15 protein-coding genes are annotated in these 19,597 nt (G+C 57.1%); 2 read left to right on the top strand and 13 right to left on the bottom strand.

Annotated elements, in window-relative coordinates:
• The first annotated feature begins 6 nt into the window (after positions 1–6).
• Positions 7–789, top strand: coding sequence for a TIGR00266 family protein (locus PK28_RS02030; RefSeq protein ID WP_044510888.1), 783 nt, complete (start codon positions 7–9; stop codon positions 787–789).
• 429 nt (positions 790–1,218) lie between these two features.
• On the opposite strand, the gene PK28_RS02025 is transcribed toward PK28_RS02030, so the two are convergent.
• From PK28_RS02025 to lptB, 3 genes are all read right to left on the bottom strand, one after another.
• On the bottom strand, positions 1,219–1,743 hold the full coding sequence (locus PK28_RS02025) for a toxin-antitoxin system YwqK family antitoxin (protein ID WP_156126197.1): 525 nt from the start codon (positions 1,741–1,743) through the stop codon (positions 1,219–1,221).
• A 44-nt stretch (positions 1,744–1,787) separates the two neighbouring features.
• Positions 1,788–3,284 (bottom strand): GH3 auxin-responsive promoter family protein, encoded by a 1,497-nt coding sequence (locus tag PK28_RS02020; protein WP_044516087.1) that lies wholly within the window; start codon positions 3,282–3,284, stop codon positions 1,788–1,790.
• Positions 3,285–3,457: 173 nt separating this feature from the next.
• On the bottom strand, positions 3,458–4,189 hold the full coding sequence (lptB, locus tag PK28_RS02015) for an LPS export ABC transporter ATP-binding protein (RefSeq protein ID WP_044510882.1): 732 nt from the start codon (positions 4,187–4,189) through the stop codon (positions 3,458–3,460).
• Positions 4,190–4,662: 473 nt separating this feature from the next.
• Here lptB and PK28_RS02010 point away from each other — a divergent pair, with 473 nt between their 5' ends.
• Entirely contained in the window at positions 4,663–5,376 is a 714-nt protein-coding gene (locus PK28_RS02010; protein ID WP_156126196.1) for a porin family protein, read from the top strand.
• A gap of 41 nt (positions 5,377–5,417) precedes the next feature.
• Here the strand turns inward: PK28_RS02010 and PK28_RS02005 are convergent, their stop codons facing one another.
• The 10 genes from PK28_RS02005 to PK28_RS01960 form a co-directional block, all read right to left on the bottom strand.
• Positions 5,418–7,259, bottom strand: coding sequence for a M61 family metallopeptidase (locus PK28_RS02005; RefSeq protein WP_082016910.1), 1,842 nt, complete (start codon positions 7,257–7,259; stop codon positions 5,418–5,420).
• Positions 7,260–7,896: 637 nt separating this feature from the next.
• Positions 7,897–9,621 (bottom strand): single-stranded-DNA-specific exonuclease RecJ, encoded by a 1,725-nt coding sequence (gene recJ / locus PK28_RS02000; RefSeq protein ID WP_044510876.1) that lies wholly within the window; start codon positions 9,619–9,621, stop codon positions 7,897–7,899.
• A gap of 258 nt (positions 9,622–9,879) precedes the next feature.
• Positions 9,880–11,721 carry a tetratricopeptide repeat protein gene (locus tag PK28_RS01995; protein ID WP_052430512.1) on the bottom strand — a complete coding sequence of 614 codons (1,842 nt, stop codon included), beginning with the start codon at positions 11,719–11,721 and terminating at the stop codon, positions 9,880–9,882.
• Positions 11,722–11,882: 161 nt separating this feature from the next.
• Entirely contained in the window at positions 11,883–14,009 is a 2,127-nt protein-coding gene (locus PK28_RS01990) for a peptidylprolyl isomerase (RefSeq protein WP_044510873.1), read from the bottom strand.
• 135 nt (positions 14,010–14,144) lie between these two features.
• On the bottom strand, positions 14,145–14,414 hold the full coding sequence (locus PK28_RS01985) for a hypothetical protein (RefSeq protein ID WP_044510871.1): 270 nt from the start codon (positions 14,412–14,414) through the stop codon (positions 14,145–14,147).
• 3 nt (positions 14,415–14,417) lie between these two features.
• On the bottom strand, positions 14,418–14,972 hold the full coding sequence (gene lptC, locus PK28_RS01980) for an LPS export ABC transporter periplasmic protein LptC (protein WP_065814126.1): 555 nt from the start codon (positions 14,970–14,972) through the stop codon (positions 14,418–14,420).
• A 22-nt stretch (positions 14,973–14,994) separates the two neighbouring features.
• Positions 14,995–16,323 (bottom strand): BamG family beta-barrel-assembly machinery protein, encoded by a 1,329-nt coding sequence (gene bamG / locus PK28_RS01975; protein WP_156126195.1) that lies wholly within the window; start codon positions 16,321–16,323, stop codon positions 14,995–14,997.
• Positions 16,313–17,053: a type III pantothenate kinase gene (locus tag PK28_RS01970; RefSeq protein WP_044510865.1), complete on the bottom strand. Its 741-nt coding sequence runs from the start codon at positions 17,051–17,053 to the stop codon at positions 16,313–16,315. The genes bamG and PK28_RS01970 overlap by 11 nt, the downstream gene beginning before the upstream one ends.
• Before the next feature lie 54 nt (positions 17,054–17,107).
• Positions 17,108–18,568 (bottom strand): pseudouridine synthase, encoded by a 1,461-nt coding sequence (locus PK28_RS19490; protein ID WP_052430511.1) that lies wholly within the window; start codon positions 18,566–18,568, stop codon positions 17,108–17,110.
• A gap of 547 nt (positions 18,569–19,115) precedes the next feature.
• Entirely contained in the window at positions 19,116–19,499 is a 384-nt protein-coding gene (locus tag PK28_RS01960; RefSeq protein ID WP_044510862.1) for a TraR/DksA family transcriptional regulator, read from the bottom strand.
• Positions 19,500–19,597: the final 98 nt, after the last annotated feature.

Below are 19,597 nucleotides of genomic sequence, written 5' to 3'. Positions count from 1 at the left end.
CCCGCTATGCAAGCCCACGACATTGACTACCGCATTCTTGGCTCCGATATTCAGGTATTGGAAATAGAGCTCGACCCGCAGGAAACCGTCATTGCCGAGGCGGGCGCCATGGTGTACATGGAGGAGGCCATTGCTTTCGAAACTAAAATGGGCGACGGCTCCGAGCCCGATCAGGGCTTAATGGGCAAGCTGTTTTCGGCCGGCTCGCGCCTGATTACGGGTGAGTCTCTGTTTATGACGCACTTCACGCACCGGGGCAGCCATGGCAAAAGCCGCGTGGCCTTCTCGGCGCCCTACCCGGGTACTATTCTCCCTATTGATTTGCGCCTGCTGCCCCAAGGGCTGATTGTGCAGAAAGATGGTTTTCTGGCGGCCGCCCGGGGCACTAAGATTGCCATTCACTTCAACCGGCGGCTGGGCGCTGGCTTCTTCGGCGGCGAGGGTTTTATTCTGCAGAAACTCACCGGCGACGGCAAAGCTTTCATTCACGCGGGCGGCACCATCATCGAGAAGCACCTCCATAACGAGCTGCTCCGCGTAGATACCGGCTGCGTGGTAGCCTTTGAGCCCGGCATCGACTTTGACATCACGCGGGCCGGCGGCCTGAAATCGATGATTTTTGGGGGTGAGGGGCTATTGCTGGCTACCCTGCGCGGCACCGGCCGCGTATGGCTGCAATCGATGCCCGTGAAGAAGCTGATTCAGGCCCTGATGCCCAACGGCACCAATGCCCGCAAAGAAAGCGGCGGCGTACTGGGCAACCTGGTAGGTGGCATTCTGGACGAATAGCAGCCGACGGTTTACCGCTTTCCTGCTCAGCCAAGCCTGCGGCCCAAGGTAGTAACCGGCCACAGCGCCGCGCTGTGCTTTATAGCCCCCTCGCCCGCCATGGTGGTCTTTACCGCAATTACAATTAAACTAACCAGCAGCGTCAGCAATAAAAAGCCCAGAAACCCCAGGACTATCTTATTGGTGAGCGTCTTACTCGATTTCTGCCGGCTGGAATAATAACGCCGGCTCCGGCCCGACGACCGATTTTGGGAGTGAGTTGCAACAGTGGACACAGGGCGGGGATTTTAGGGGGAGAACCTTGTCACTAATATAGAACTTATTCTATAAGAATTATACTTATCCGGATTAATATATCCGATAAATAATATAAAGCTTATATAGCTGATTCTACGGGTTTTAGCATAATCCTGGATTCTCCAGCTAAGTTCATTTTCTCACTTTTTTTATTGCTTTCCGGCTAAAGAGCTTCCCTACTACATACTCCTCCTCTTGTATTGGCTCTCCTGCCGGGTTATAGATACGCCAGATACCATACCAATAAAAATGAATGCCATCAGGCTCTGACGCTATCCGGGCCCGGCCCTGCTTGGCTATAGTACCACTTGGGTGATAATACGTGAGCGTGAGCACCCCTGGCTGCAGCCAGTGGTAGCGCTCTACCCGCTCCAGGCCCGTTTGCGGCCCATAGTAGCGCCAACGACCTATCGGGTGGCCGTGCCGGTACCGCCCCTGCGAGGCCAGCTGGGTGTTGTGCGCATCAAAATACTCCTGCCACTTTCCCTTCCTTTCCCCTTTGGTATCAAAGCGGTTGGGCGCCGGTTTAGACGCTGCTGGCTGCTGCCCATGAAGCGTAGCACAACTTCCCAGCAGCCCTATGCACACAAACAAAGGGTACATACAACTGTGGTAGCGGCTTAGAAACCCGAGGTAATGGAGAGAAGCACGCTGCATGGGGATACCAGTCAAGGGATAAGATGGCCTCCCGTAATTTACAACTAATCTTTTAGTTGGATTAGAATCTCATCCACTACCTCGCGCGAGTTGCTTAGGCGCGGCACTTTATGCTGGCCGCCCAGCTTGCCTTTATTAGCCAGCCATTGCTCAAACGTACGGGCCGGCAGCGCGGTAATTTGGGGAGCTGCCAGGGCCAGATTGCGGTGGCGCTTGGCATCGTAATCAGAGTTTAAACTGCGTAGCGTCTGGTCTAGTACCTGGGCAAAGTGCGCGGGGCTGCTGGGCGGCTGGGCAAACTCTATCAGCCATTGATGCCCCCCACGGGAGGTGTTGCTGTCGGTTTCGAAGTAGATGGGGGCGGCCGTAAAGTCACGCACCAGGGCGCCGGTGGCCTGGCAGGCAGCGGCCAGCGCGGCCTCGGCGTTTTCTATGACCACCTCCTCGCCAAAGGCATTTAAAAAATGCTTGGTGCGGCCGGTGATACGAATGCGGTAGGGCGCCAGGCAGGTGAAGCGCACGGTATCCCCAATTTTATAGCGCCACAGGCCGGCATTAGTGCTGATGATTAGCGCATAGCTTTTGCCCAGCTCCACTTCCTCCAGCAAAATTGTTTGCGGGTTTTCGGCTTCAAACTGATCCGCGGGCAGAAATTCGTAGTACACGCCGTGGTCGAGGAGCAGAAGCATGTCCTCCGAATCGGGCTGATCCTGAAAGGCGAAGTAGCCTTCCGAGGCGTTGTATATCTCCAAGTAGCGCATCTGCGCGCTGGGAATCAGCTGGCGGAAAAGCTCCCGGTAGGGTCCAAAGGCCACCGCCCCGTGCAGAAACAGCCGCAGATTGGGCCACACCTCGCTGATATCAGTCGCCCCAGACAGCTCCACTACGCGGCGAAGCAGCACAATCATCCAGGTGGGTACGCCGGCCAGGGTGGTAACGTCTACGTGCTGCACATGGCGGGCAATCCGCTCAATTTTCTCCTCCCATTCATCCAGCAGGGCCAGCTCCAGCGGCGGGGTGCGCAGAAACTCGGCCCACACCGGCAGGTTTTGCATCACTACCGCCGAAACATCACCCACGCGCGAGCCGGTACCTGGCCGGAAGGGGTTGCTGGCGTGCGTGCCACCCAGGGAAAGGGTTTTGCCGGCCAGTACATCGGCCTCCGGATACAGACTGGTGGCCATGGCCACCATGTCGCGCCCGGCGCGGTAGTGGCACTCGTGCAAAGACTGCGGCGACATGGGAATGTACTTGCTGCGGGCATTGGTGGTACCGCTGGATTTGGCAAACCACTCTACTGCACCGGGCCACAATACATCGGAAGCGCCGTGCAGCATGCGTTCCAGGTATGGGTATAGCTGCTCGTAGCTGCTCACGGGTACCCGCTGGCTAAACTCCCGCCGCGAGGGCGCATCAACGTAGCCGTATTGCCGGCCCCATTCCGTGTTCTGAGCCTGCTGCAGCAGACTGGCATATACCTGCTCCTGCACTTCCAGGGGATGCTCGCGGAAATGGTTGATGCTGGTCAGGCGCCGCTGCATGGCCCACGTCAGAATACTGCTAATCACAGAATCAGGAATAAATGGAAAGGCGCTCAAGCCTATTTGGTGGCCATTTTACCCACACCACCGCCAGAAAGTTACCGTTTCAGATGGAAACAGCCACTTTTCCGACTGGTCTCTGCTCTCCTACCCCTTTTCGATAGTCGGCCTGGTTAAATTTTGCGCTTGTATTCGAAATGCTTGCCCAGGTACACGCGGCGCACGGTTTCATCGGCGGCCAGCTCCTCGGCGGTACCGGCCTTCAGCAGCTTGCCTTCAAACAGCAGATATGCCCGATCCACGATGCTGAGCGTTTCATTCACGTTGTGGTCGGTGATGAGGATGCCGATGTTCTTGTGCTTGAGCTTGGCCACGATGCCCTGGATTTCTTCCACGGCAATGGGGTCTACGCCGGCAAAGGGCTCATCCAGCAGCACAAATTTGGGGTTTACGGCCAGGGCCCGGGCTATTTCGGTGCGCCGCCGCTCGCCGCCGCTCAGCACCCGGCCCAGGTTTTTGCGCACGTGCGTGAGGCTGAATTCGTTCAGCAATTCTTCCACTTTATCCAGCTGCTCCTGCCGGGAAAGCTTGGTCATTTCCAGCACGGAGAGAATATTCTCCTCCACGGTCAGGTCCCGGAACACGGAGGCTTCCTGCGCCAGGTAGCCCACGCCCCGCCGTGCCCGCTGAAACATGGGCAGATTGGTGATTTCTTCGTCGTCGAGGTAGATGTGGCCTTCATTGGGCTTCACCATGCCCACAATCATGTAAAAGCAGGTGGTTTTACCGGCGCCGTTGGGCCCCAGCAGCCCGACGATTTCGCCCTGGCCCACCGTCACGCTCATGTCGTTAACCACCGTGCGCGACTTGTATTTCTTGATCAGGTGTTCAGCTTTCAGAATCATCGGAAGCAAAGGTAGCAAAGCCGAACGGGTAGCCGTAGCAGCCCGCGGGTGAAAGCAGGACGTAGATCCGCCCGCCGGGGTTATCTGCCGTTTCCCAGGTCAGCCTAATATTGATTTTTATCATTTGCGTGCGTGATAGTGGTCAATTCCCTCTGGCAGTCCGGAGCGTATATTAACTAAGTAATTAGCAGTCATTTACATTATAGTAATAGATACCTGGGTTGCCGAAAGACCCTGCATGGCGGGGTGTTTCGGAATAAAAATTACTCCAATGTAAAATCTATCATTCGGCCAATACCCGGTTTCTACGCTGCTTTAGCCGGGGTATCGGAAGCAGCAACCCCGCTAGGAAACCGGCCTTTCCTTTTACACCTACCCGCACGCTTTCATACCCCGGCCTGATTTTTCTGCTTTCTCTGCCTACTTGTAACGCAGGGTTTCTAGTGCTGTATCATACCCATTATAAACGGTATATGAAAAAGATCCTAACCTTTCTGCTTGTGCTGGGCGCAGCCACGGCGCAGGCCCAAGATCCGGCAGGTATGCGCCTGGGCGTGAAAGCCGGGGCCACTTACGCGAAGCTGGCCGGCAATGACGTGGAGCAGATTGCCGGCCCCAACTACAATACCAGCCAGGACCAGCGCAAGCTGGGCTTTAACGCGGGATTATTCCTTCAGATTCCGGTTTCGAGCGATGGGTTCTTCTCCGTGCAGCCCGAAGTGCTGCTAAACCGCCGCGGCTATCAGCTGGAAACGGAGCAGAAATCGGGCCTCGCCGAGGGTGTAGACAAATACTCGTTCGAGCAAACCCGGGTGCTGACTTATATTGACGTGCTGGTGCTGGGCAAGATCAACACCGGCGGCCTGTTCTTTGAGTTGGGTCCCCAGTTCGGTTACCTGGCCCGCTCCAGTTCCGATACGGAAATCACGACCAAGTATAACAACGGCCAGAAAGACCGGGTGGAGAAGGATACCGGCGACAGTAAATCGGACCTGGCCAGTGCCGACCTGGGCGCGGTGGCCGGCCTGGGCTACCAGACCGAAAGCGGCCTCAGCATTGGCCTGCGCTACAACCGCGGCTTTAACTCCCTGATTGACACCAAAGATATCGACAACGAGCCCAAGGCATTCAACGACGCCTTTATGCTGCAGGTGGGCTACCTGCTACCCCTGAGTCTGGGTAAATAGGCGGCGCGCTGGCCGCGCTGCCTTTACCGCCGCCCCGGCAGCTAGGCGCGGGTGCGCAGTACCTGGTCGTGCAGGGCCCGCTGCGCCGGCGTGGGGGTGGATAAGGGCTCTACCAGGTTCTTCATCTCGGCTTCCAACTCCTGCGGGGCAGCTTCTACCTGCTGCTGCGTACTGCCGCGGCGGTAGGTAATGCGCACTTTGCCGTCGGTGGCAGGCTCCACCAACGGCCGGAGGAGCTTCTCGGCATTTTCTATGGAGAGGGGCGTGCCATTCACCTGCAGAATTACATCGTCGTTCTGCAGGCCGAAGCCGTTGCGCTCGGCGCGGGTCTGGGCCACAATAAACTCCTGCTTGTCCTGGTCATACTTAAAGCCCAACTCGCCGAAGGCCTTTACCAGCACGCGGGCTTTGGGGGCGTAGCGCCAGCCTATTTTTTCAAAGTACTCGCTGAGCGGCAGGGGCTGGCTGCCCTGCACGTAATCGGTGAAGAACTGGCGTACGTCGGGGTGCGTGAGGGCCACGATTTCACCTATCAGCTGGTCGTCTTCAAAGGGGCGCTCGGGGCCGTACTTCTTTGCCAGCTGCAACAGCACGTCGCGCAGCGTGAGGCGGCCCTGGGTGAGCTCCTGAATGCGGATATCGAGCAGAAAACCAATGAGCGCGCCTTTCTTGTAGACGTTCTCGTACATGTCTTTGTAGGTGTTTTCCAGAATCTGGCGGCTCATCACGGTAAACGAGACGTCGCCGTACTTCTGGGCCTGCTCAATCTTGCTCTTCATCTCCTTGCGGAAATCCTCTTCCTGCGTGAGGCCGCCCTGCAGCTGCACCAGGTGCGCAAAGTACTCCGTTACGCCCTCATACAGCCACAAATGCTGCGACATTTGGGGGTTGCGGAAATCGAACTCCCCTATCTCCCGGCTGTGCATGTTCAGCGGGGTCAGAATGTGCAGAAACTCGTGGGAGGCTACTTCCCGGATAAGGGAGCGGGTGCGCTCGGCATCGGCTATTTCGGGCAGGAAGTATACCGAGGAGTACGAGTGCTCCATGGCTCCAAACCCACCCTGCTTATTGACTACCGGCGAGGAAAACGCCGGGAAGTACATGATAAAGTGGTAGGCAGGAACGGGCATGCGGCCAAAGAATTTGGCCAGGGCCTCAGCCATGGGCTGCATGGCCTGCCGTACTTCCGCGGCTTTTACCAGGCCCGTTTCGGAGAAGACAGACACCGAAATGCGGGCGCCCCCGGTTATGAAACTGGCCGTATCGGGGCGGCTGTACATAATGGGGGCATCGGCCAGGCTCACGTAGCTGCTGGCCGTAAATACATCCTGGGTGGGCGAGGCGGGCTGCCGGGTAAGGGAGGTGGCGCCATACAGTTCGGCGGGCTTTGCAATGGTTACCTGGTAGGGCAGCATTTTGTAGCCTTCCAGATAGCCATACAGCCCGTAGTGGTTGAGCACGAAGTTGCGGCCGGCATCAATGTTGGTGCCGCCGGGCTGGAAAATGAAGTTGCTGTTGTCTTTCGAGTCCCAGGTGTCGTCTACCAGGTACTCGATGCGGTCCAGGGTGCGGGCTTTGTCAATGATGTAGACGTTGTTGCCGTCGCGGCTGCTTTTCAGCTTGCGGCCTTTGGCATCATAGGCCTGAAAACCCGTGATAAAACGTCCGTAGTCCTTCTTGGAGTAGGAGCCGGGCACCACACTGGGCATCACGTAGGTGGCTTTGCCCTCGCGCACAGGCGGAGTTTTCACCACAATCTTTATCCGGTCGTTTTCTACCTGCTGCAGGTTCACCCCAATCTGATAGCCCGCCGGGGCTTGCTGGGCCTGTACTACTCCACTCAGGCTAAGCCCGAGGGCCAGCAATGCGTATCCTTTTCTCATGGTAGGTAGACAGGGTTGTCAATTAATTATCTATTCACTATTTAGCATGTTAATCACATTAATAATTTATACATGCAATATTAATTTTAATTACAAATATTTTTTTATAAATTAATACACCCTTGTTTCTATACCACTTTCTCTTAAAGTGAAAATAAAAGCCTCAAGCTTATTTGAAGAAAGCGGTAAGATAAAATACTTCTTTACACATTGGTTGTTAAGAGTTATTTGAAGTGTAAATAATTTAGCATAAACAATTTTTACATCATTTATATCATGTAAATTATAATAAACCTCCCTTTTCAATGGCATCATTGGGTACCTTATAAATAATTCATTGTCTGTTAGAACAATTACAGAAAAATACAATGAAGTATAAAGAAGACCAAACATAGAAAATAATATTATTATTGATAGTGTGAAATTGTTTATATTATCATCTATAAAAACCAATATAAGCATTAAAAAAAGAATTGAAGTGGCTATAAACCAGGCAGATTTAGATGATGCTATTTTCACTATTTAATAATTTATTTTTTGACTTCAATGCGTACTAATACAACCATATAGTTCAAACTTTTGCTCGGTAAAACCGCGCAAGTGGCATTAACAATCGAAAAAGATAGAGACGCAAGTTCTACTCTTCCCAGCGCAAATCTTTCAGGCGCAGCTGCAGAGTTTTTACGCCGCGGTACTCGTTCAGCTCCACCGTATAGCACACGCTGAACGGGCGGCCCTCTTGTATCTGGGGCAGGAAGTCGCCCAGGCCAAAGCCAATGGCATCTACGCTGTGGTGGCCATCCTGCGTGAGCACAATTTTCAGGTGCGAAGTGCCCACAATCCGCGCGGAGTCGGGCTGGGCGTGTACGCCGTGCGAAACGAAGGTGGGATTGGCATTGCCGGGACCGAAGGGCTCCATCTGGCAGAGCAGCTTGTAGAAGCTCATGGTGATGTCGCTCAGGGCCAATTCCCCATCAATTTCTACCGCCGGAATCAGCTGCTCATCCGTAATGCGCGCCGACACTACTTCCTCAAAGCGCCGCTGGAAAGCGGGCACGTTTTCTACCGGCAGCGTGAGGCCGGCCGCGTACATGTGCCCACCAAACTGGTCCAGCAAATCGGCGCATTCCAGAATGGCCTGGTGCACATCAAACCCCATTACGGAGCGGGCCGAGCCGGTGGCTTTGCCGTTGCTTTCGGTGAGGATGATGGTGGGCCGGTAATACTTATCGAGGCAGCGGGACGCTACAATACCGATGACGCCCTTGTGCCAGGTTTCGTTGTAGAGCACCGTGGAGCGGGCCGTGAGCATGCTGGCGTCGGCCTCAATCATGTCCAGAGCTTCCTTGGTGATGCGCGTATCGAAGCCGCGGCGGTCCTGGTTGGTTTTGTCTACTACACTGGCCTTTTCAAAGGCTTCTTCCTTGCTCTGGGCCAGCAGCATAGAAACCGCACGCTTGGCGTCGCCCATGCGGCCGGCCGCGTTAATGCGGGGCGAGAAGCCAAAGACCAGGCTGCTTATGTTGAGCTTGCTTTCCCGCAGCCCGGCCAGGTCCCGCAGGGCATCGAGGCCCGGGCGCTGGGGGTGCGCGGCGTCGTTGAGCAGGCGCAGGCCGTGGTAAGCCAGCGTGCGGTTCTCGCCGGTAATGGGCACGATATCCGCCGCAATACTCACCGATAATAAGTCCAGCAGCTCGTGCAGCGGGGCCTCGTCCTGACCCAGGTGCTGGCAGAAAGCCTGCATCAGCTTAAAGCCCACGCCACAGCCGGAAAGCTCCTTAAACGGATACGGGCAGTCGGCGCGCTTGGGGTCCAGCACAGCTATGGCCGCCGGCAGCTCATCACCAGGTAAGTGGTGGTCGCAAATGATAAAATCAACGCCCTTGGTATTGGCGTAGGCTATTTTATCCACGGCCTTCACGCCGCAGTCCAGCGCAATAATCAGGGCGTAGCCGTTGTCAGCGGCAAAGTCAATGCCGGCGTCCGAAATGCCGTAACCTTCTTTGTAGCGGTCCGGAATGTAGTAGTCGATGCGCTCCGACCCGAAAAAGGCGTGCAGATAGGCATACACCACGGCCACAGAGGTAGTCCCGTCCACGTCGTAGTCGCCGAACACCAGTACTTTTTCCCCGGCGTGCAGGGCGTGCTGCAGGCGGGTTACGGCACGGTCCATGTCGCGCATCAGCAAGGGGTCGGGCAGTTCCTCCAGGGAGGGGCGGAAGTATGCGCGGGCTTCCTCAAAGGTGCAGACGTCGCGCTGGCACAGCAGGGCCACAATGGAAGGATTGACGCGCAAGGCGTCGGCCAGGTGCCGGACCTTTTCAGGGTCGGGCGCAGGCTTCCGGATCCATCGTTTTTGCATAACTGGGGAGATGCTGCCCAACGGGCGCGCTATCTTCAAAAGTAAGAAGAAAACCGCAGCCCGCCGCCACGCCTAACCTAGCTAACGGCTCATTATTGCGTATTTTTGCGCGCCTTCTGCCTTGCTTTCAGCCACATGAAAAGACTGCGCACTTTTTACCAAAAGTATCGCCAATATATTCTCTCCGATGGGCTGATGTACCTGGGCTTCCTGCTGTCGCTGGCCTTGATGTTCCTGTTCTTCCGCTAGGCAGAGGGCTTACAGATTGTCGCCGCGCAGCTTGCGGAAGCGCTTGCGGGCCTCGGCGGTGTAAATGCTGCCCGGATATTTGGCCAGCACTTGGTTATACAGCTCCTGGGCTTTCTCCTTGTCGTTCAGGTTCTCTTCCTGAATGGTGGCCGCCAGAAACAGCGCGTCGTCGCTGAGCACGTCGTACTTGGGGTTGGCGGTGATGCGCGTGAGGGTGGTGATGGCCCCGGCGTAGTCGCCGGTGCGGCGCTGCAGCTGGGCTTTCAAGTACCAGGCTTCATCGGTGAGGGCGTGGCCGGGGTATTTCTGCACCAGCGCATCCAGACTACGCAGGGCTTCGGGTATTTTATTCTGGAACACCAGCAGCTCGGTGGCGGCGTAGTCGCGCAGGGCTACTCCGGCGGTATCCATGGCGGTATTATCGGAGATGAGCAGGCTGAGCTGCATGGCATCGTTGGCAATTTCGCGGCTGGTGGCTTCCTTCAGAATATCCAGGTGGCTCTGGGCCAGCTTAAAGTCGCCGGCGAAATAGCTCAGGCGGGCGTTGCGCAGCTTGGCATCGTAGCCCAGCGGGGAGTCCTTGTGCGACTTTTCTACCTGGGAATACAGCAGGGTGGCTTCCCAGGGCTCCCCGCGCAGCAGGTACAAATCGGCCAGGGTTATTTTGGCCTGGTCAATGGTTTCGGCGGTGGCGCGGGGCGAGGCAATGGCTTCTTCCAGCAGGGCCGCGGCTTTGGCTTTGTCATCGAGCTGAAAAGCGTACAGCTCGGCCATATTGCGCAGCACCTCGCCCCTATCGGGCGAGCCGGGGCCCAGCTCCGTCAGTAGCTGCTGGTACTCCGTGAGCAGAGCTTTGATTTTGGTGACGTCGACTGGGAAAGTGTTGCGCACCTGGTCTTCGCGGGCCTGCAGCAGGCGCTGGCGGGCCGCCGTGTAGAGCGGACCGTTGCGGTACTCCCGAATGATATACTGGTAGCCCTCAATGGCCGTTTCGTAGTCTTTGTTTTGCTGGGCAATATCGGCCAGGTCCATCACGCGGCTGCCTTCGCTGCGGGCCAGCCGGTCGAGGGCGCGGGCCTGCACCAGCGCGCCGGTAAAGTCTTTGCGCTGCACAAACAGCCAGAGCAGCAGCTCGCTGTATACGCTTTGCTCGGGGTGCTGCTGCACGTTGGTCAGCAGGAGTTTCTGCAGGGCATCGAAGTCCTTTTCTTCACGCAGGCTGTTCTGCAGCATGTTGCGCACAAAGGGCAACTGGCGCTCATTCTGCTGCAGCAGGTGCAGGGTTTCGGCCAGTAGCTGCTCGGTGCGCGGCAGCCGGGTATACAGCTGAATCAGCTGGGGCGCATACTCGGTGTCGTTGTGGGCCAGCTCCCGGCCGCGCAGATAGGTTTTCTCGGCCCACTCCAGCTGGTTGCGCTCCTGAAAATTGTAGGCTACGGCCAATACCTGCTCGGGCTTAAGCGCCGCTATTACCCGCTCGTACTGTTTGCTGGCTTCCGCGGTGTTGCCGCTGGTTTCATACACCCGACCGAGCATCAGGCCTACCAAGGGGTCGTTGGGGCGCTTTCGCTGGGCTTTTTTGGCCAGTTTCTCGGCTTCCTTAAACTGCTTCAGCTCCTGCAGGGTGCGCAGGTATTCGGGAAGAATATTGGGAGATACCTGCGCATCAGCGGACAGCTGACTGAACAGCACCTCGGCCTTGGCAAAGTCTCCCTTGCGCACGTATTCGCGCGCTAAAGCGGCCTCCCCTACTACTTCCTGTGCTTGCACGGGCGCTGTAGCCAGTCCCCCGCAAACTATGGCCAATGCCACCATCCGGCGCCAGCCGCTCTTGATAAACCCGTTACGCATATAACCAAGTTGAAAATAAGCCAAACCGGCGGCCCCTAAGCACAAACCACCTTCCGGCCATATTCATTGCATCAGAAGAATAAACTACCGGCTACTAGGCACAAAAAAGGGCCGCACCTCAAGGTACGGCCCTTTTGCTTATGCAAGCAACGCGGCGCGGCTTAGAAGAAGCGCGGGCGGTTGTCTTTGATTTCTGCTTTGCTCTTGATGGCTTCGTAGATGGCACCATCCATGCGCGAGGTACGCTGCACCAACAGTTGGCGCTTAATGGCGTTGATATCGGCGGGGGTGTTGAGACGGTCCATCTTGTTGAGCTGCACAATCAGTACCCCCTGCTCGCCCTGAATGGGGGCAGACTTCTGGCCGGGGTTCAGGCCGAAGGCCGTACCCACCGCTACGGGCTCATTGCCAACGCCGGGAATCATACCGGTACCCATGGCCACGTTATCGGCTTTGTTTACTTGAGCACCGGGGCCATAGGCAGCCGCAATCTGCTCCAGCGAACCGGATTTACCCTGCAGCTTGGCCATAATCTGCTTGGCTTTCTCTTCGTTGCGCACCAGGGCCGTCAGCTCAGGCTTTACGCTGGCCAGGTCCACCGTGCCCTTCTCGCGGGTGCCGGTGAGCACGGCTAACACGTACTGGTCACCGATTTCGAATACCTCCGAAACGTCACCAACTTCGGTTTTCTTACCGTCGTTATAGTAAGCCCAGCGCACCAGCTCGCGGGCGCCCTGCAGGTTGTTCACCGTCTGAGCACCTTTGTCGAGGCCTTTGGCTTCCTGCTTCTGCAGGGTTTTATCGGCGGCTACAGCGGCCCGGAAAGACTCGAGGTCGGTGGCTTTGCCTTTTAGCTCTTGGGCACGGGCATAAGCCGCCTCGCGGGTAGCATCAGAAGGCGTAATGGATTTTTGCACGGCCGCCACTTGGTAGGTTTGCGTGGTTTTGGGCGCCGTTACTTTAATGATGTGGTAACCGAAGGAGGTTTCTACCGGATTAGGTAGCAGGCCAGCCGAAGAAGCCGCGAATACGGCGTTTTCGAATTCGGGCACCATGCGGCCCTTCGTGAACCAGCCCAGGTCGCCGCCGGTGGCGGTGGTACCGTCTGAACCGTACTGGCGCGCCATAGTCGCGAAATCAGCCCCACCTTTGATTTTAGCGAGTACTTCCTTGGCTTTAGCCAGTGCCGCGGCTTTAGCGGCCGGGGTGGCGTCAGCGGGCTTAATGAGAATGTGGCTGGCGCGGGCAGCAGGCAGCGCGCCGGCTTTGGTGCCGGTTACTTTGAACAGGCTATAGGTGCCGTTCTCAGCATATGGGCCATACACTTTGCCGGGCGTGAGCGGCAGGTTCTGACGCAGCTTCTCGGGCAGATCAGCCGGCGACAGGAAAGCACCATTGTAAGGATACTCGGGGTCGGTGTTCAGTTTCACGAACATCGAGTCGTTGGGGGCAGTAGCAAACTGCTGGGCCAGCTGGTCGATGGTGGTTTTAATGGAGGTGCTGTCTTCCGTAGAAGCCGAAACCGGAATAGTCACGTACTCAATGGTGCGGCTTTCTTCCGACTTGTACTGGCTCTTGTGCTTATCCAGGTACGCCTGCAGCTGGTCATCGGTCACTTTCACGGCCGAGTCGGAGATGGAGAAGTAGGGTACCAGCAGGTAGCTGATGCTGGCGCGGGCATTGTTGTCCTCAGCAAAGCGCTTAGCCTCCGCCGACGTTACGTAGGTAGAAAGCTTAATGAGGTTGTTATACTTGTTGCCCAGGCGCTCGGGCGCCAGGTTGGCTTCGAAGTTATACCAGGCGTCCTGGGCCTGGGGCGGGAGCTTGTCCAGGTTGCGCAGGTAGCTCAGCACCTTGTTGCGGTCGAACTGACCCGTCTGTGGGTCGGAGAAAGCCTGCCTGATGCTGGGGTGAATGTTCTTGCCCTGCACCATGTCGGTCAACTCTTCGTCGGAAACCTTCAGGCCGAGGGCGTCGAACTCCTTCTGGAAGGCCAGGCGGTAGAGAATTTTGTTCCAGGCCTGCTCGCGCAGGTAGCCCATGGTGTTTTCGTCGGGCTGGCGCTGGTTCTGAGCAATAAAGGCCTGCTTAGTATCCTCCAGTACGCGCTGATACTCATCGTATTCCACTTTCTCGCCCGCAACTTCGCCTACGACGGTTTCATTACGGTTGAAAAGACGGTTTTTGCCCCCAATAAGGTCGCCACCGACAATAAAGAGCAGCATCCCGATGGCAACGGTGCCGACTGCCCAGCCCGATTTTTCCCGAATCGTTTTAATTAATGCCATTTAGTTGAAAAAAGCGCGGTAAGAAAAGTAGAATGAGGCGCAAAATAACCAGAATCCCCCGGACATTCAAAGCTAATACTCAGGCCCCCAGACAAAGTGCGGGTGCCGCAGCGTATAGCGGTTGCTATGGGAGGGTTATTTACGAGCCCGCGGACGTGCCGCCGGAGTTTTGCGGGCCTTTTTTGCGGGCGTTTCCGGGGTAGCAGGAGGCACCGGCTTGGACTTCATACCTAGCAAGCGGTAGAGTAGCAGGCAGCCAAAGGAGAGCATAAACAGCTCGTAATTATCCTTTATGGCGTCTTTATCGTTCTGCTCGATGGTTTGATAGGTGGCAATAACGAACATCACCAGTGCTACTGAAAAGAGCACGGTACGGAACAAGGACTTATCGAAGCGGAATTTCATGAGTTATTCAGCCGCCGGGGGCTCAACAGTAAAAATACCGGCGGGCTTGAGAATTTTATAGCGCGAAAACTCCTGGTTGGCGGTCAGGCCGGTGCCGGTGAGAATTTCCGTCTGGGTTTCTACCCGCACAAACTTATCGGTGTAAATTGTTCCCTTCTGTTTGTTGTAGAATAGCTCCTCAGTACTCAGCTTTTGCTGCTTCTCGGCGTTATTCACCCGCACATTGCCGCGCACGATATACAGGTTGCTGTTCCGGTCGAACTTGCCGTAGTTGCCGCTGAGGGTATTGACCACCTGCTTATCTTTCCCGAAAAAGACGACCTGCATGCCTTTGGGAAATACCTGGTCGCCGTTTTCGAACTGCTGCTGCACGGGGGCCGTCAGCTTTATCTGCAGCTTGGCCGAGTCGCTAAATAGGATGGTGACGTGCTGGCTTTCCAGCAAGGGGCCCTTATACACCACGGGCTTCACACTGGCCGTCGACTTTGACTCGCAGGCGGTGCCCAACGCTGCCAGCAGCAACCCGCTCCAAAGCCAATGCCTGCCGTGGCTGCTCATGCTGTCAGAATAAAGAAACCGACTATTCTACGCGGCGCTTGATAAACCAACGGTTGTTCAGCGTAAAGCCCAGCTGAGCGCGCAGGTAATCTTCCTGAATGTTGCCCTTGGGGAAAGCCGTGCTTACATCCGTATTGCCGCGCATGCCATAGGTAAAGGATAGGTTTACAGCGGCCGCATCCAGGGCCGTAGCCGAGGGTACGGGCAAGGTAAAGCCCCAGCTAACGGACCGGTCGTAGAGAGTTTGGCCGGCCGGGCGGTAGGGCATGGAGGCCACGCTGAGGCCCACGCGGTAGGTTACCCGCTTAAAGTAGCTGTCGACGGAGGTTGGATCAGGAGTCAGCTCGCCCCCGGCCGCTACCCGGAAGGTATTATCCAGCGGGGTGGCATTGGTGCCTCTAAAGCCCCGGTAATCCGACCACTTGGTCTGGCTGGCATCGGCCGCTACGGTCCAGTTCTTGTTATTATCGAAGGAAATCCCACCCTGAATGGTGGAAGGCAGCGTAGCCGCGCCCGGCTGGTCATCCTGCACGGGCGTCCGTTCCAGCAGGGTGCCATCAATCCGCTCCCGATCCAGCACTACGGAGTTAGTACCATCCAGCTTAGAGTCAAACGTATACGTACCGCCCACATTCAGATTCAGGTTGCTGTTGAGCGCCGTGCGGTAATGCGTACCTACCCGGAAGTTGAAGTCGGAGTAATAGGTATGCTCCCCTACCACGGCGGTGGTGGTAGACGGGCTAACGGAGGTGGTATCGGTTAGAAGCGTGGCTTTGGTTTTCTGATCAATAGCCCCGAAGATGTAGGAAGCGGTGGCTCCTACCGTGAGGCCTTTGGCCACCTTCACACCCTGCGCCAGGTATACCTGGCTCAGACTGCCCGTACCTTCATACTGCTTCAAGGAGCGGGCATTGGGGTCGCCCTGCACCTTATCTACGGCTTTGGCCTCGAAGTCGACCACGCTATAGGGCCGCAGCCCCAGGGAAGCTGCCCACCGGCTGGACAGCGGCACGGCCAGCACCATATAGCCCAGCGTAGCACTCCCATCTTTCTGCGAGGCTACCTGGTTCTTCACTGTTTTGTACTGCCCGTTCAGGCCCAGCTCAAAAGTGGTGCGCGTGGTGTAGAACAGCATGGCCGGGTTTTGGTCGTTCACGTGGGCCCCATTGGGGGCGGCCAGGCCGGCACCGCCCATACCCTGCTGCCGAACGCCGCCGGTATTGGGCACCTCATCACCCAGCCCCAACCGGGAGTAAGGAGAGTTACCGAGACCTTGTCCCTGGCTGCGTGGAGCGGCCAGCGCACTGAGTACTACCAAGCCAACGAAGCCGGCGAATTTCTTACTTGACATTATGCACCAGAATTCGGTGAAGCCCGAGCAGAACCAACTCGGGAATTGCAAAGATGCGTCCTTTCAGCCGCGGTTCAAAGAAAGGCCCGTCGCCACCGGTCAGAACGGCCGACAAGTGCGGACTTTGCTGACGATACTGGGCCAGTATTCCATTCATTTCGGCCGCCATACCATTCACCACACCACTACGAATGGCCGACGGCGTATCAGTACCGGTTAGCGGCACTTCTTCTGCCAGCGCAGGCGCCTCTACCAACGGCAGCCGCCCCGTGAAAGTATGCAAAGCCTGAAACCGCAGCTGCAGTCCCGGCGCAATACTGCCCCCCCGAAACGTATGGCCGCCTTCCACCCAATCGGCCTTCAGGGCCGTTCCCGCATCCAGAATAAGCGCATCCTGCCCAGGGAAAAGAGTGGCGGCTCCTACAGCGGCGGCTAAACGGTCGGCCCCCAGCGTATGGGGCGTGTCGTAAGCATTCCGCAGGGGGAGAGGTGTAGTGGCCGGGGCAAAAGGCAGCACCGTGCCCCGCACATACGGCTGCAGTTCCTGCACCCATTCCACTACCGGGCGGGCTGAAACGGTGGCAATAATAGCATGATCCGGCCGCAGACGGGAAACCATATCCACTACCTGCTCCGGAAGCAAACCGGCCTTCTGCTGCACCAACTCACCCTCCATGAAATAGCCCAGCTTTGCCGCTGTGTTACCAATGTCGAGGGTGAGTAAGTGCATAGAAGGCCGAAGCTGTTGCCAGGAGGAGTCGGCAACCCCGTTCGGGGTTGCTTGCTACATAAAATATTTCAGGCGGATAACTTCTTTCTCGGACAGGAAACGCCATTTGCCGCGGGGCAGGTCCTTCTTGGTCAGGCCGGCATACTGCACGCGGTCCAGGGTTACCACATCGTAGCCCAGGTGCTCAAAAATGCGGCGCACAATGCGGTTACGGCCAATGTGAATCTCAACGCCCACAAAATGCGGGTTGCCGGCCACTACGGCCACGTCATCCACTTCAGCCTTGCCATCTTCCAGCTCCAAGCCAGCCGTAATCTGCTTCAGGTGCTCCTCCGTCAGGGGCTTGTCCAGCTCTACCTGATAGATTTTCTTGTTTTTATGCGAGGGGTGCGAGAGTTTCTGCGCTACCTCCCCATCATTGGTGAACAGCAGCAGGCCGGTGGTATTGCGGTCCAGGCGGCCTACCGGGAAAATACGCTCTTTCGAAGCGCTGGCCACCAGTTCCATCACCGTCCGCCGACCTTCAGGGTCTTCGGTGGTGGTGATGAAGTCCTTGGGCTTATTCAGCAGTACATACACCAGCTTTTCGCGGTTCAGGTTGGTTTTGCCGTACTGCACCGTGTCGGTGGGTTTCACCTTGTAGCCCAGCTCAGTAATTACCTCTCCATTCACCTTAATTTCGCCCGCTACAATCAGCGAGTCTGCCTCCCGGCGGGAGCAGATACCAGCGTTGGCAATGTAGCGGTTCAGGCGGATTTCGTCGGAGTTGGTTTCTTCTTCCTCGCGGCGGCGCTTGTTACCCCGGTTTTTATCTTCCTCGTAAAACTTGAGGTTCTTGTACTCGGGGGCTACGCCGGCCACTTCGCCGTATTTCAGCTTACCTGCACGGTTAGAAGGCGCATCCCGGTCAGTGCGCTTATCCGCGCCGGCTGGGCGGGCGTCGCGCTTCTCATACGGCCGCTCACTTCTTTCGCCATACGGGCGTGCTTCGCGCTTGTCACCATAGGTACGGTCTTTTCCTCCCTCGCCATAGGGTCGGGCTTCGCGCTTATCGCCGTAAGGGCGCGCCTGCGGCCGGTCGCCGTAAGCAGGGCGGCTGTTACTTTCGTTTCGGTTGCCATAGGGGCGGCTGCCGCTGTCTTTGCGGTCAAAGGGGGGGCGGCTGCCAAAGGCGGGCCGCTCGCCAGAGCTGCGGGGGCCGGCACCACCTTCACGGCGGTCAGGCGCGCTGCGGGGCCGCTCCCGCTCAAACGTACCTTCATCCGGACGACCCCGGAAATCGAAGGGGCGGGCCGGACGGATTTCACGGTCCGGGCCCAGATCCGCGCCGCGCTCCGGGGCCCGGTATTCGTCGTTATCGAAAGCCTTTTGTGGGGCCGCAGCCGGCGCCGGGTTGGGGCCTACTTTATTGAATTTGCGGTTCCGCTCGCCCCGGTCGCCGCGGGGTACGGCGGGCTTATCCTCGTGCCGGTATGGCTGGCCGGCCCAGGTACCTTTTGGCTCAAAGGGTTTCACCGGGCGCTCCTCCCGATAGCCTGAGCTGCTTTCGCGCCGGTCATCATAGGAACGGCGCGGGGCATCCCGGTCGAAGTCGCGCTTGGGCGCAAATTTCTTGTCGCCGTAGCTGCCGGCACCACCAAATTTCTTGGGGCCACCATAGCCACCCTGCCCGCCCTGGGGCGGACGGCCGAAGGCTGGACGGGAACTGAAGTCGCCGCCCCGGGGCGCGGAGCTGCCACCAAAGCGGCGCTCATTGCCGGCACCGCCTTCTGAGCGGCGGGGGCGGAGAAATTGCGGGAGTTGTCGGAGGAGCCTCTGGAAGAACCGGAGGGGCGGCTGCCCGTGCGGCCCCGGCTGCCGGGAGTGTCGTCGGAGAAATGTTTCTTGCCCATAAGTGCAGGCTTGCGTGCCGTATCGCTACGGTACCGATTCAAAAAGGGTACTTAAAAAATCAGGTTTTCGAGGAAACGAAAACTCGGAGAAAACAGTGCCCGGACCAACGGCGCAGCCCCAAGTGGGCAGCCGGCCGATAGTCCGGGCAAGTAGGCAGGAGCGGCAGTAATTAGTCGCGCCGAGCCATTTTGGCTTCAATGGAATGTTGGGTATGCGGTACGGCCCGCAGGCGCTCCTTGGGGATGAGCTTGCCGGTGCCAATGCACACGCCATAAGTGCCATTTTTGATGCGTACCAGCGCATTTTCCAACTGCTGGATGAATTTCATCTGCCGGGCGCCCAACTGGTTCAGGCTTTCCTTTTCGGCGGTATCGGCGCCATCTTCCAGCACTTTAGAGGAAGAAGCGGTGTTGTCCGTACCCGAATCGTTCTTGCGGCTCAGTGTTTCTTTGATGAAAGCTACTTCCTTGCGGGCAGCGGTGAGTTTGTCTTGAATAATCGCCTCAAACTCGGCCAGTTCTTCCCTGGAATAGCGTAGGGTTTCTTCACTCATGGGAACAGGGAATTGATTATAAGTGGGTTAGCAAAATTCCGGATAGTCTGACTTAAGCTAGATATGACTTAACAGCAGGCGTTTCAATTTAGTTTGAA

Origin of the sequence: Hymenobacter sp. DG25B, assembly GCF_000801315.1 — a bacterium.
Classification (GTDB): domain Bacteria; phylum Bacteroidota; class Bacteroidia; order Cytophagales; family Hymenobacteraceae; genus Hymenobacter.
This window is presented reverse-complemented; position numbering and strand designations above follow the sequence as displayed.

Bases quoted from the DNA above. Each gene is read 5' to 3' on its own strand.
- PK28_RS02030 (WP_044510888.1), top strand. From the start codon at position 7: ATGCAAGCCCACGACATTGACTACCGCATTCTTGGCTCCGATATTCAG.
- PK28_RS02025 (WP_156126197.1), bottom strand. From the start codon at position 1,743: ATGCAGCGTGCTTCTCTCCATTACCTCGGGTTTCTAAGCCGCTACCAC.
- PK28_RS02020 (WP_044516087.1), bottom strand. From the start codon at position 3,284: ATGCAGCGGCGCCTGACCAGCATCAACCATTTCCGCGAGCATCCCCTG.
- lptB (WP_044510882.1), bottom strand. From the start codon at position 4,189: ATGATTCTGAAAGCTGAACACCTGATCAAGAAATACAAGTCGCGCACG.
- PK28_RS02010 (WP_156126196.1), top strand. From the start codon at position 4,663: ATGAAAAAGATCCTAACCTTTCTGCTTGTGCTGGGCGCAGCCACGGCG.
- PK28_RS02005 (WP_082016910.1), bottom strand. From the start codon at position 7,259: ATGAGAAAAGGATACGCATTGCTGGCCCTCGGGCTTAGCCTGAGTGGA.
- recJ (WP_044510876.1), bottom strand. From the start codon at position 9,621: ATGCAAAAACGATGGATCCGGAAGCCTGCGCCCGACCCTGAAAAGGTC.
- PK28_RS01995 (WP_052430512.1), bottom strand. From the start codon at position 11,721: ATGCGTAACGGGTTTATCAAGAGCGGCTGGCGCCGGATGGTGGCATTG.
- PK28_RS01990 (WP_044510873.1), bottom strand. From the start codon at position 14,009: ATGGCATTAATTAAAACGATTCGGGAAAAATCGGGCTGGGCAGTCGGC.
- PK28_RS01985 (WP_044510871.1), bottom strand. From the start codon at position 14,414: ATGAAATTCCGCTTCGATAAGTCCTTGTTCCGTACCGTGCTCTTTTCA.
- lptC (WP_065814126.1), bottom strand. From the start codon at position 14,972: ATGAGCAGCCACGGCAGGCATTGGCTTTGGAGCGGGTTGCTGCTGGCA.
- bamG (WP_156126195.1), bottom strand. From the start codon at position 16,323: ATGTCAAGTAAGAAATTCGCCGGCTTCGTTGGCTTGGTAGTACTCAGT.
- PK28_RS01970 (WP_044510865.1), bottom strand. From the start codon at position 17,053: ATGCACTTACTCACCCTCGACATTGGTAACACAGCGGCAAAGCTGGGC.
- PK28_RS01960 (WP_044510862.1), bottom strand. From the start codon at position 19,499: ATGAGTGAAGAAACCCTACGCTATTCCAGGGAAGAACTGGCCGAGTTT.